The sequence below is a fragment of the Streptococcus equinus genome, assembly GCF_049393735.1.
GTDB classification, from domain to species: domain Bacteria; phylum Bacillota; class Bacilli; order Lactobacillales; family Streptococcaceae; genus Streptococcus; species Streptococcus equinus_G.
Genome location: NZ_CP185946.1, coordinates 1,531,366 through 1,544,221, shown reverse-complemented (window position 1 = coordinate 1,544,221; position 12,856 = coordinate 1,531,366). Strand labels below are relative to the sequence as shown.

The window sequence follows — 12,856 nt, the reverse complement described above, 5'->3', positions numbered from 1 at the left end:
TGATGGAAAAAATCGGACAAACCTTGGCTAAACAGCTTCGCCAAAGTCGTACGGATCTTAATAAATTGACTCAAGCTATTTTAGCGGATAAGGAAATTGCTGATTTTATCACGTCAAACGGCTTGACTCAAGAGCAAATTAACCGAAGTCTTCCAAAATTCAATCAGTTCATGGTTGAGCGTGAGAAGTTTCAAAATCAAGATGCTTCTTACGTGGCAAAAGGTTACAAACCTGCTCTTAGCATGAACGAAGGTTATGCTGATGTCATTTATTTGGAAACTCGTGAATTGGTTGAGGCTAAAAAACGTCAAGATATCAAAAATCGTGTGACCTTGATTGGCTTGCCAACAAGTCTTAAGCACATTTCGACTGATGATATTGACCTTGGGGATCCCAATCGTATCGAGATTTATAATTATTTGAATGATTATATTAAAAATCTTGAGAATAAACCGCAAAAAGGGCTTTATGTTTTTGGAACCTTTGGGGTTGGAAAATCGTATCTGATGGCTTATTTGGCAAATCGTTTGTCAGCTAAGTATGGCAAGTCGACTACATTGCTGCATTTTCCAACTTTCTGTGTTGATATTAAAAATGCAATCAATACAGGAACGGTGAAAGAGCAGATTGACCAAATCAAGCAATCTGAAATCTTGGTTTTGGATGATATCGGCGCTGAACAACAAAGTTCATGGATTCGCGATGATGTGCTTCAGGTGATTTTGCAATATCGTATGCAAGAAAATCTGTTGACCTTCTTCACGTCAAACCTTGACTTTAAAGGCTTGGAAGAACATTTTGCTATCTCACGTTCAGGCGATGAAACTTGGCAGGCTAAGCGTGTGATGGAACGTATTCGATATTTGGCGCGAGAAATTCATCTACAAGGTGAAAATCGACGTTAATTGTTTGTAATCATTAAAAGTGATAAATAGATAAAAGAATGTGAAAGGAATCGGCGAAGCATCTAATGGTGTTTTCGTGTGGTGACAAACCACTTAAAATAGTCTAGCTATTTTAACGAATAGGTATTAAGAATTATGGCTTTACCTACAGTTGCTATTGTCGGACGTCCAAACGTCGGCAAATCGACTTTGTTTAACCGTATCGCAGGTGAGCGTATTTCAATTGTTGAAGATGTCGAGGGTGTTACTCGTGACCGTATCTATACAACAGGTGAATGGCTTAACCGTAAGTTTTCATTGATTGATACTGGTGGTATTGATGATGTTGATGCTCCATTTATGGAACAAATCAAACATCAAGCTGATATCGCTATGACAGAAGCAGATGTTATCGTGTTTGTTGTTTCTGGTAAAGAAGGTGTGACAGACGCAGATGAATATGTTTCAAAAATCTTGTATCGTACAAACAAACCAGTCATTTTAGTTGTCAACAAAGTTGATAACCCTGAAATGCGTAGTGATATTTACGATTTCTATTCTCTTGGTCTAGGTGATCCATATCCAGTATCATCAGTTCACGGGATTGGTACAGGGGATGTTTTGGATGCTATCGTTGAAAATCTTCCAGTTGAAGAAGAAGACGAAAATCCAGATATCATCAAGTTTAGTTTGATTGGACGTCCAAACGTTGGTAAATCAAGCTTGATTAATGCTATTCTTGGTGAAGAACGTGTTATCGCAAGCCCAATCGCTGGTACAACACGTGATGCCATTGATACAAACTTTACTGACAGCGAAGGTCAAGAATACACAATGATTGACACAGCTGGTATGCGTAAATCTGGTAAAGTTTACGAAAACACTGAAAAATACTCAGTGATGCGTTCAATGCGTGCCATCGATCGTTCTGATATTGTTCTTATGGTTATCAATGCCGAAGAAGGAATCCGTGAATACGACAAACGTATTGCTGGATTTGCTCATGAAGCTGGTAAAGGTATCATCATTGTTGTCAACAAATGGGACACTATCGAGAAAAATAATCACACTGTTGCAAAATGGGAAGAAGACATTCGTGATCAATTCCAATTCTTGTCATACGCTCCGATTATCTTTGTATCAGCTGCTACAAAACAACGTTTGAACAAATTGCCTGAAATGATTAAGAAAATCAGCGAAAGCCAAAACAAACGTATTCCATCGGCTGTTCTTAACGATGTTATCATGGATGCAATTGCTATCAACCCAACACCGACTGATAAAGGTAAACGTTTGAAAATCTTCTACGGAACACAAGTTGCCGTTAAGCCACCAACGTTTGTTATCTTTGTTAACGAAGAAGAGCTTATGCACTTCTCATACATGCGTTTCTTGGAAAATCAAATTCGTGCTGCTTTCGGTTTTGAAGGAACACCAATCAATTTGATTGCCCGCAAACGTAAATAAGAAGAAAGCACCTTCAAGGTGCTTTTTTGGTATCTTTGAAAAAATAAAATCGAATGACCATTTTTCTAAGCTAAAGAGGACTGAATTTGATATAATTAAATGATAAGGAAAAAGGTGGTGGCTTAGATTGGGTAGAATGATTCCAGGTCGAATTCGCAATCAAGGTATAGAACTTTACGAACAAGGTTTGGTTGACATTATCAGTACAAGAGAAGATTTAATTCAGGCAAAAGTTGATACACATCATCTTCAATACTCTTTAGAAGATGAACAAGTTCGATGCGATTGTGATTTTTTTGCTAAGAAAAAATACTGTGAACATCTAGCAGCAGTAGAATACTATCTAAAAAATAATACAGAAGGAAAAGAGCTTTCAGATGAGTTGAGCTCACATCAGGAAGATCAGCAAGAAACCAAGAAGAATACGTCTTTTGGTAGTGTTTTTCTTGATGGCTTAGTGATTAATGATGATGACACAACAAAATATCGTTTGGCAGCTTATGGGAGTCAGAGCCCATATTCATCAGACTACTGGTGGACACTAAAAATTAATCGTTTGCCAGATGAGCGTGCTTATGTTGTCCGAGACATTAAAGCATTCCTAACGGTTGTCAGAAATGAAGGCTATTATCAGATTGGGAAAAATTATTTTGAACCTTTATCATTAATCCAATTTGATGAAGCCAGTCAAGAGTTGATTCGTTTTTTGTGGCGAGTGTTGCCAGACGGCGATCATTTGGATATTGATTATATTTTGCCAAATCACGCTCGTAATTTAGCTTTAACGAGTGGAATGTTTGAAGAAGGTGTTAATCTCTTTAACGACCTTTATGATTTTTCATTTGAACATAATCATCAAAGTTATGGGCAGTTGATTTTTAAACCACTTGATGGTTTAGAAGACTTAATTTCTTTTAAAGTGGTTGTTCATCGTCAGTCAATCGAGTTGATTATTACGGAAAAAGATTATCAACCACTCTTTAACAATGCCTATTTATTTACAAATGGATTTATTTATAGCTTAAATCTAAAACAACAAAAGATTTTAACAGCGATTCGAAGTTTGCCAATCGAAGCAGATTTAGCCAAACACTTGTTCTTTGACTTGGATGACCAAGCAAAATTAGCTGCTAGCTTGCTTGATTTTAAGGAACTTGGAAAAGTTGAAGCACCGAAAAGTTTTGACATTCGTGATTTTACACCTGCCTTTTATTTAGAATTAAACGAATATCGTGAAGTTGCTTTGCATGTTACTTTTGATTATGGTGATGTTGTTGTCAATAGCAAGCGTGAACTTGATGAGTTGCCGTTTGCTAGCCATTTCAAACATGAGGAGAGAGTATTTAGAACGCTGGAAGCTAATGGCTTTTCAGCCGCGTTTGTGTCTTATCATGCACCGCTAGCAGATAAGGATTTGTATGATTTCTTTACACAAACTTTGGGGCAATTATCTCGTTTAGGTCAGGTTACTTTGGCAGATGAGCTAGAGGATATGCGTCAATTTGAAGAACCTCAGGTATCAATTCATACAACTGGTGGTTTACTTGATATTTCATTTGATTTTTCAACTATTTTTGAAAATGACATTGATGATGCGCTTGATGCTTTATTTAGAAATCAGCCGTATTTTGTTAACGACGCTGGTAAGTTAGTTGTCTTTGATGAAGAGACACAACGTGTCAGCAGCGCTTTACAAAATTTACGAGCTAAGCAATTAGACAATGGTCATCTGCAGTTAGATGCTATTTCAGCTTTTCAAATCTCTGATTTATTTAAAGGCAATGACCGCATTTCGTTCTCAAAAGAATTCGAACAGCTGGCTCATGATTTGACGCATCCAGAAGATTACCAAGTCACTTTGGCACCTTTACAAACCCAACTTCGTGATTATCAAATGACTGGTGTTCGTTGGATGTCAATGCTAAATCACTATGGTTTTGGTGGTATTTTAGCCGATGATATGGGACTTGGAAAAACGCTCCAAACTATTGCTTTTCTTGCGTCACACTTGGAGCAGGAAACTCGCATTTTGGTTCTGTCTCCATCAAGTCTGATTTACAACTGGAAAGATGAATTTACGCGTTTCGCACCGGAGATTGATGTTGCGGTGTCGTACGGGCTTAAAGCTGTGCGTGATGAGATTATCGCAGAAGACCACCAAGTTGTCATTACAAGTTATTCATCTTTCCGTCAAGATTTTGCTGAGTATAATCAGCTTAATTTTGATTATTTAATTCTTGATGAAGCGCAAGTGATGAAAAATACACAGACTAAGATTGCGCATTATTTGCGCCAGTTTGAAGTCAAAAATTGCTTTGCTCTTTCTGGAACACCGATTGAAAATAAATTGTTAGAAATCTGGTCAATCTTCCAAATTGTTTTGCCAGGATTATTGCCAGATAAAAAACATTTCTTGAAAATGGATGCTAAGCAAGTGGCACGATTTATCAAACCATTTATCATGCGCCGTCGTAAAGAAGAAGTGTTACCAGAACTGCCAGATTTGATTGAAATCAATTATCCAAATGAACTTGACCACAAGCAAAAAGCGATTTACCTAGCACAGCTTCGTCAAATGCAAGAAACGATTGCTAGTGCATCTGATGCGGATATTAATCGTCGTAAGATTGAAATTCTATCTGGAATTACACGTTTGCGCCAAATCTGTGATACACCTGCTTTGTTCATGGATTATGACGGTGAAAGTGGTAAGCTTGACAGCCTTCGTGACCTATTAACTCAAATCAAAGAAAATGGTCACCGAGCTCTTATCTTTTCACAATTTCGTGGCATGCTTGATATTGCCGAAAAAGAAATCGAAGACCTTGGCTTGACATCATACAAGATTACTGGTTCTACCCCAGCTGATGCGCGTCAAGAAATGACTCGAGCGTTCAATAACGGCTCAAAAGATACTTTCTTGATTTCTCTAAAAGCTGGTGGTGTCGGACTCAATCTGACTGGTGCCGATACAGTTATTTTGATTGACCTTTGGTGGAATCCAGCTGTCGAAATGCAAGCAATCAGCCGTGCACACCGTATTGGTCAAAAAGAAAATGTCGAAGTTTATCGTTTGATTACTCGAGGTACGATTGAAGAGAAGATTCTTGAGATGCAAGAAAGTAAGAAAAATCTTGTGACTACAGTCCTTGATGGTAATGAAACACGTGCAAGCATGACAATAGATGAAATCAAAGAAATCTTAGGCTTGAAACAATAAAATAAAGGCTAGTTTATCTTTTTGAGATAACTGGCTTTTATTCTATAAAACTTTGAAAAATAGCCTGATTTAGTTTATAATAAAAATGTTACAAAGTTGGAGCAAAGTCAAAAGATTTAGGCGTTTAAGCTTAGACAATTTGGCAATGCTATTTAGTTGCTAGGACTTGGGATTATCGAGGATAAAATCCCCATATTTCTTAGTTAGTGATGAATAGAACCCTTTAAGAAAGGATGTGATTTTGTGATTAGAAATCAAAGACGTTTTCCGCTTGTTGCAGATGGAGAACCAGTAAGCAATCCACCTAAAGTAATGGCTTTATATGAAAATGAAGATTTGATTACCAACATCCATGGGGATTATCGAGATAAAAACTATGATGATGTGACTAAAGATTACAATTTTGGTGACAAAGATAGAAATGATGCTTCAGCAAATCAGGGCAAAACTTATGCCGAGTTGGCGCGTGAAGAAGCTAGACGTGATATTCGTAAAAAGCGTCAAGCATATCTGTCAAAAGAAGTGAAAAAACCTTCTAAAGCAGCTATGCAACAGCAGCTCAAAACGCCATTGCCTAAGCGAGCTGTGAAACCCAAAAATGACTTGAGTCATTTAGCTGAAAAGATGCATCAAGATGATTATATCTTGGCAGAGATTCCCGTAACCTATAAAAAGCCAGATAATTCATCGACTGTAAAACCTACGAAAAACAATTATGACTTTCTAAAACGTAGTCAAATTTATAATAAGGAAGCATTGCAAAGTCAAAGAGATCATAAGGTTGCTCAAGAATTGAATTTGACTCGCTTTGATGATGTAAAATAAACTGCATTTGCAGTTCATATATAGAGGAGAAAAAATGTCTAAAACCTATCATTTTATCGGAATTAAAGGATCTGGTATGAGTGCTCTTGCCTTGATGTTACACCAAATGGGACACAAGGTTCAAGGAAGTGACGTTAGTAAATACTATTTCACACAACGTGGTTTAGAACAAGCAGGGATTGAAATCCTTCCATTTTCTGAAGACAATATCACATCAGATGTTGAATTAATTGCCGGTAATGCTTTCCGTGAAGATAACAATGTTGAAATTGCCTATGCTGTAAAAAATGGTTTCAAATTCAAACGTTACCATGAATTTCTTGGTGATTTCATGCGCCAATTCACAAGTTTTGGTGTAGCTGGTGCGCACGGAAAAACATCAACTACAGGTTTGATGGCACACGTTCTTAAAAATATTACAGATACTTCATATTTGATTGGTGATGGTACTGGACGCGGTTCAGCAAACAGCAATTATTTTGTATTTGAATCTGACGAATATCAACGTCACTTCATGCCATACCACCCAGAATACTCAATCATTACAAATATTGATTTTGATCACCCTGACTACTTCGAGAGCATTGATGATGTCTTTGATGCATTCAACGACTATGCAAAACAAGTTCAAAAAGCTTTGTTCTTGTTTGGTGATGATCCATATCTTCGTAAAATCACTTCTGATGCAGCTATTTACTACTATGGATTTAACGATACAGATGATTTCATCGCGTATGACGTTGTTCGTACAACAAATGGCTCTGCTTTCAAAGTAAAACATGGTGATGAAGAACTTGGAACATTCCACCTTCCAGCATTTGGACGTCACAACATTTTGAATGCGACAGCTGTCATTGCTAACCTTTATGTGGCTGGTATCGATATGGAATTGGTAGCAGAACACATGAAGACATTTGCTGGTGTTAAACGTCGTTTCACTGAAAAAGTAATTAACAATACAACTATCATTGACGACTTTGCTCACCATCCAACTGAAATCATTGCAACACTTGATGCAGCTCGTCAAAAATATCCAAACAAAGAAATTGTAGCTGTCTTCCAACCACACACATTCACACGTACAATTGCGCTTTTGGATGAATTTGCTAACGCTTTGAACCAAGCAGATGCTGTTTATCTTGCACCAATTTATGGTTCAGCACGTGAAGTTGACCACGGTGACGTTAAAGTTGAAGACTTAGCTGCTAAAATCAATAAATCAGCTAAAGTGATTAGCCTTGATAATGTATCACCACTTCTTGACCACGATAACGGTGTTTACGTCTTCATGGGAGCAGGTGATATTCAAATGTATGAACGTTCATTTGAAGAGCTGCTAGCAAGTCTTGCTAACAACACACAATAATGATATCTTCAGAAAAAGAGCGTTAGCTCTTTTTCTTTTAGGAGGATAGCCTATGATAATAAGAAATGTACGTCTTGAAGACTTGCAAGCAATTGTGGAGATCGAACAAGAAAATTTTCCAGATATGGCTGCAAGTTTAGAGACGATGAAAGAGCGTATTTTAACCATTCCTGATACTTTTTTAATTGCTGAGATTGATGGAGCAGTTGCTGGTTATATAGAGGGACCTGTTGTATCTCAGCGTTATTTGACAGATGATTTATTTCATCGGGTTAAAAAAAATCCCGCTGGTGGTGGCTTTATTGCAGTTACGAGCCTTTCTGTAGCTCCGCGTTTTCAAGGACAAGGGGTGGGAACAGCTTTGCTTGCAACCATGAAAGATTTGGCAATCGCTCAAAAACGATTAGGAATTAGCCTTACTTGTCAAGAAAATCTTATTTCATATTATGAAATGAATGGATTTTTAGATGAAGGAGAGTCAGAATCTCAACATGGTGGAACTCTTTGGTATAACATGGTTTGGGAAACTTTGTCTGTAGATTAGTACCTCAATTTTATTGTTAAGAATAGATAACAAAGTTTGCTACGAGTTGATTTTCACTATATTTTAGGATATAATGGCGATTGATTAAGAGTAGGAGGATAAGCTTTGACCGAATTAAACGACGATAAGCCAAAAACTCAAAAAGAAAAAAGTTTCAAGGAGCAGATTTTAGCTGAACTTGAAGAAGCAAATCGTTTGCGTAAGCAACATGAGATTGAGCTTCGTCAAAAAGAAAAAGAGGCAGAAGAGTTCGCACGACGCACAGCCCAATTAATGGCTGAGTACGAAGCTGAGGATCGCAGAGAGCGAGAGGAAGCTAGAATTCGTGAAGAAAAACGCCGTCTTGAAGAAAAAGCTAAAGAGGCATTAGCTCACAATCAGATTGAGACAACTATTGATAATCAAAAAATCGAGGATGTATTGAGAAATATCGATCAGACCTTTAATCCTGATGGAACAAAATCAGATGCACCAGAAGAGAAACCTGAAAGCTATCTTGTGCGAGCAACTGATGGCATTGGTGCTGATGGAAATCCAGATATTTCTGATAAAACTAAAACTTCAGGCGAGTCTGAATCAAAAGATGACCTTCATTTGGAGCATGAATCTGGACAGTCAGATAAAGCTGAGACAGACTTGGAGAATAAAGTGGGAAAACGTAGAAAAAAACGTCAGAAAACAAATAGTCTAGCAGGAAAAATTGCTTTATGCTTAATTTCAGCTATTATCGTCGCTTTGCTAGCAACTGGTTTCTTTGTCTATCGTTATGTCGATAGTTCTATCAAACCACTTGATAGCTCATCAACAGAGTATATTACTGTAGATATTCCAGAAGGTTCTGGTAACAAGTATATTGGACAAATCCTTGAAAAATCTGGTGTGATTAAGAGTGCGACTGTTTTTAATTACTATACAAAATTTAAAAACTATAGTAATTTTCAAAGTGGTTACTACAATTTACAAGCAAGCATGGATTTAGATGAGATTTGTAAACATCTAAAAGAAGGAGGAACACCTCAACCTGAGAAACCTTCTTTAGGTAAAATTTTGGTAACCGAAGGTTACACAATCAAACAAATTTCTGAAGCAGTGACAAAAAATTCTGCTAAAAAGAATGCATCTACACCTTACACTTCTGAGGATTTCTTGAAAGTTGTTCAAGATGAAGCCTTCATTTCAAAAATGGCTGCGAAATATCCTAAATTGTTATCAAGCTTGCCAAGTGCTGACCAAGTAACCTATCGCTTAGAAGGTTATCTCTTCCCAGCAACTTACAGCTATTATAAAGAGACAAGTATGGAAGATATTGTTGAACAAATGATTTCAACAATGGATTCTTACATGTCACAATATTATGATACGATTGCTGCAAGTGGAAAATCAGTTAATGATGTTTTAACCCTTGCTTCATTGGTTGAAAAAGAAGGCTCAACTGATGATGACCGTCGTAATATTGCAAGTGTCTTCTACAATCGCATGAACAATGACATGCCTTTGCAAAGTAACATTGCTATCTTATATGCGATGGGTAAACTTGGTGAAGAGACAAGCTTAGCAGCTGATGCAAGTATTGACACATCGATTGATTCACCGTATAATGTTTATACTAACACTGGTTTGATGCCTGGTCCGGTAGATAGCCCAAGTTTAGCAGCTATCGAGGCAACTGTTAACCCTGCTTCAACAGATTATTATTATTTTGTTGCTGATGTGAAGACAGGAAAAGTTTACTACTCTGAAAACTTTGACGACCATCAAGCTAATGTTGAAAAATATGTTAATAGTCAAATAAATGAATAATTTGTTACAAACATGGTGTTAAATGCGCCATGTTTGTATTTGTAGATTATCCAAAAAAATAAATTTTTAGAAAAGAGATTGAAAATGGCAGAAAAAACTTATCCAATGACCCTTGCTGAAAAAGAACAACTTGAACAAGAATTAGAAGAATTAAAATTAGTTCGTCGTCCAGAAGTTGTTGAACGTATTAAAATTGCGCGTTCATACGGTGACCTTTCAGAAAACTCTGAGTACGATGCAGCAAAAGACGAACAAGCATTCGTTGAAGGTCAAATCCAAATCATTGAAACTAAAATCCGTTACGCTGAAATCATCGATAGCGATGCTGTAGCTAAAGATGAAGTAGCTATCGGTAAAACTGTTACTGTACAAGAAGTTGGAACAACTGATAAAGACGTATACCACATCGTTGGTGCTGCTGGTGCTGATATCTTCTCTGGACGTATCTCTAACGAAAGCCCAATTGCTCAAGCTTTGATTGGTAAGAAAACAGGTGACATCGTAACAATTGAATCACCTGCTGGAAACTACGATGTTGAAATCGTCAGCGTTGAAAAAACTGCTTAATGATAAAAAAGGCTATTAAGCCTTTTTTGTTTTACCTTTTTAGAAGAATATGAGCAATAAAAAACCTCCAGAAAATTTCTGGAGGTTTTTATTAATTATTTACGGTGACGTTGTTTTCCTGCGTTGCGGTTGCTTTTCTTAGGTTTGTTAAGTTGAGCAGCATTTGCAGCTGGTGTAACGTCTTTGCGTTTTGATGATTTGTAAGTTTTTGGAGGGTTCTTTTCAAACTCTTCAGCGATTTGTTTACGAAGTTTTGGTTTGATGATGAACATTGTAATCAATTGTTGAATGATTGAGAAGAAACCACCGACTAGCCAGTAAAGAAGAACACTAGCTGGCATACTCATACCGAAGAAGACCATCATAAGTGGCATAACATACATTGTGCCTCTCATAGCAGCACGTTGTTCTTCAGCAACAGCTTGCATTGACAACCATGATTGGAAGAAGTATAGGATTGCGATAACTGCTGTAAGTAGTAAGCTACGAGTTCCAAGGTCAATACCTAAGAATGTACTTTCAGCAACGCCTTTTGTGTATTGAGCAGCGAAATACATAGCTGAGAAGAATGGCATTTGAACAAGAAGTGGAAGACATCCCATACCACCAAGCATGTTAATACCATTTTCTTTTTGGGCTGCCATCAATTCTGTTTGAGCAGCTAATTTTTCTTCTTGAGTTTTTGCATTACGCATGCGTTCGTTGATTGGTGCAAAGATTGGTTTAAGGTAAGCCATCTTTTCTGATTGATAGCTTGCTTTCCAAGATTGGTAAAGACCAAGTGGAAGAATGATACAACGAACAATGATTGTTACCAAAATGATTGCTAGACCAAAACCAAGGTCAACGTTGTTAGCAAAGTATTGGATGAGTTTTGCCATTGGTTCACCAAGCACATGCCAGATAGTACCTGTTGGGTTACCACTTGGATCTCGGCTAACACAACCACTTAGTAAGAGCAATAAAGATAAGCTAAGTCCTGACAAGAGGACGCGATTTAATTTCTTTTTCAATTGATTTTTTCCTTTTATTATAATACCCTATTATTTTACTGTTTTTTCAGTATTTTCTCAATACGTCTACAGTCTTATTTTTAATTGGCCATTTTGAAGTCTTTATAATCTTCGAAGTTTGCCATGTTGACGTCGACATATGTTACTTTTGCCCATTTTGAAGGACCTTTTCGGATTTCTTGGATAAATTTAGCTAATTTAGCAGAATCATCAGACTGAGCGAGGATTTCAACTGTGCCATCATCGTTATTCCAAACACGACCGTATATATCACCTAATTCAAGGGCAAGTGCGTAAGTTGAATAACGAAAACCAACGCCTTGAACACGACCTGAGACAATTAGACGAACTTTTTTCATCTCAATTTCCTCCTATTATGTGTTATGTGCTATAATCTTCTTATGACTATTATAACCTCAAAATCAAATAATCTCATTAAAAAGACTAAAAAATTGTTGAAAAAAAAGTATCGCGAGCAATCATATTTGATTGAAGGCTGGCATCTTTTTGAAGAAGCTGAAAAAGCTAACGTAGAATTTTTGAATATTTTTGTTCTCGAAGACTTTGCTGACCGTGTTGAACACATGTCAAATGTGACTTTTGTGACACCAGAAGTTTTAAAAGAGCTAACAGATTCTAAAACGCCTCAAGGTATTATCGCTGAAGTAGCGATGCCGATTTTGCCGTTAGCAAATTTAAAAGCTGGACGTTACTTGGTTTTAGAAGATGTTCAAGATCCTGGAAATGTTGGAACGATGATTCGTACAGCCGATGCGGCGGGCTTGGATGGTGTCTTGATTTCAGATAAGTCAGCTGATATTTATAATCAAAAAACACTTCGCTCTATGCAAGGCAGTCATTTCCATTTACCAGTTTGGCGAACAAATGTTTATGAAGCTTGTGAGAATTTGCAAAATCTTGGCGTGCCGCTTATTGCAACGACTCTTTCAAAAGATTCTGTTGATTATAAAACTGTAAAACATGATGGCAATTTTGCACTCGTTATGGGAAATGAAGGAAATGGCATTTCTGATAAAATGACAAATCAAGCAGATGTTCTTGCTCACATTATTATGCCAGGGCAAGCTGAGAGCCTTAATGTTGCCGTTGCGACAGGGATTGTTTTGTTCAGCTTAATTTAATGTTTAGCGCTTTCTTTTTTTGATATTT

Annotated in this window: 11 protein-coding genes; 9 read left to right on the top strand and 2 right to left on the bottom strand. The window is 37.1% G+C overall.

Annotated features, from left to right (window positions below; translation table 11 throughout):
- Positions 1–2 precede the first annotated feature (2 nt).
- From dnaI to greA, 8 genes are all read left to right on the top strand, one after another.
- Complete coding sequence (dnaI, locus tag ACNTMY_RS07775; protein WP_024343628.1) at positions 3–905, top strand: primosomal protein DnaI; 903 nt, start codon at positions 3–5, stop codon at positions 903–905.
- A gap of 135 nt (positions 906–1,040) precedes the next feature.
- Entirely contained in the window at positions 1,041–2,351 is a 1,311-nt protein-coding gene (gene der, locus ACNTMY_RS07770; RefSeq protein ID WP_021143005.1) for a ribosome biogenesis GTPase Der, read from the top strand.
- Between the two features lie 127 nt (positions 2,352–2,478).
- Entirely contained in the window at positions 2,479–5,571 is a 3,093-nt protein-coding gene (locus ACNTMY_RS07765; RefSeq protein ID WP_423216025.1) for a DEAD/DEAH box helicase, read from the top strand.
- 243 nt (positions 5,572–5,814) lie between these two features.
- Positions 5,815–6,396: a hypothetical protein gene (locus tag ACNTMY_RS07760; protein ID WP_423216024.1), complete on the top strand. Its 582-nt coding sequence runs from the start codon at positions 5,815–5,817 to the stop codon at positions 6,394–6,396.
- Between the two features lie 34 nt (positions 6,397–6,430).
- Positions 6,431–7,762 (top strand): UDP-N-acetylmuramate--L-alanine ligase, encoded by a 1,332-nt coding sequence (murC, locus tag ACNTMY_RS07755; protein ID WP_423216023.1) that lies wholly within the window; start codon positions 6,431–6,433, stop codon positions 7,760–7,762.
- 52 nt (positions 7,763–7,814) lie between these two features.
- A complete protein-coding gene (locus ACNTMY_RS07750) occupies positions 7,815–8,306 on the top strand; it encodes a GNAT family N-acetyltransferase (protein ID WP_423216022.1) in 492 nt (163 codons plus the stop codon).
- Between the two features lie 105 nt (positions 8,307–8,411).
- Positions 8,412–10,106 carry an endolytic transglycosylase MltG gene (gene mltG, locus ACNTMY_RS07745; RefSeq protein WP_423216021.1) on the top strand — a complete coding sequence of 565 codons (1,695 nt, stop codon included), beginning with the start codon at positions 8,412–8,414 and terminating at the stop codon, positions 10,104–10,106.
- An 84-nt stretch (positions 10,107–10,190) separates the two neighbouring features.
- A complete protein-coding gene (gene greA, locus ACNTMY_RS07740; RefSeq protein ID WP_423216020.1) occupies positions 10,191–10,673 on the top strand; it encodes a transcription elongation factor GreA in 483 nt (160 codons plus the stop codon).
- A 95-nt stretch (positions 10,674–10,768) separates the two neighbouring features.
- Here greA and yidC read toward each other — a convergent pair whose 3' ends face one another.
- The gene (yidC, locus tag ACNTMY_RS07735; RefSeq protein WP_423216019.1) at positions 10,769–11,686 is read right to left on the bottom strand and encodes a membrane protein insertase YidC; all 918 of its coding nucleotides are present in this window, start codon (positions 11,684–11,686) and stop codon (positions 10,769–10,771) included.
- A gap of 80 nt (positions 11,687–11,766) precedes the next feature.
- A complete protein-coding gene (locus ACNTMY_RS07730; protein ID WP_423214076.1) occupies positions 11,767–12,045 on the bottom strand; it encodes an acylphosphatase in 279 nt (92 codons plus the stop codon).
- 42 nt (positions 12,046–12,087) lie between these two features.
- Here ACNTMY_RS07730 and ACNTMY_RS07725 point away from each other — a divergent pair, with 42 nt between their 5' ends.
- A complete protein-coding gene (locus ACNTMY_RS07725) occupies positions 12,088–12,828 on the top strand; it encodes a TrmH family RNA methyltransferase (protein ID WP_423216018.1) in 741 nt (246 codons plus the stop codon).
- Positions 12,829–12,856 lie beyond the last annotated feature (28 nt).

Coding starts and splice junctions, on each gene's coding strand:
- ACNTMY_RS07725 (WP_423216018.1), top strand. CDS start 12,088: ATGACTATTATAACCTCAAAATCAAATAATCTCATTAAAAAGACTAAA.
- greA (WP_423216020.1), top strand. CDS start 10,191: ATGGCAGAAAAAACTTATCCAATGACCCTTGCTGAAAAAGAACAACTT.
- dnaI (WP_024343628.1), top strand. CDS start 3: ATGGAAAAAATCGGACAAACCTTGGCTAAACAGCTTCGCCAAAGTCGT.
- murC (WP_423216023.1), top strand. CDS start 6,431: ATGTCTAAAACCTATCATTTTATCGGAATTAAAGGATCTGGTATGAGT.
- ACNTMY_RS07750 (WP_423216022.1), top strand. CDS start 7,815: ATGATAATAAGAAATGTACGTCTTGAAGACTTGCAAGCAATTGTGGAG.
- ACNTMY_RS07730 (WP_423214076.1), bottom strand. CDS start 12,045: ATGAAAAAAGTTCGTCTAATTGTCTCAGGTCGTGTTCAAGGCGTTGGT.
- der (WP_021143005.1), top strand. CDS start 1,041: ATGGCTTTACCTACAGTTGCTATTGTCGGACGTCCAAACGTCGGCAAA.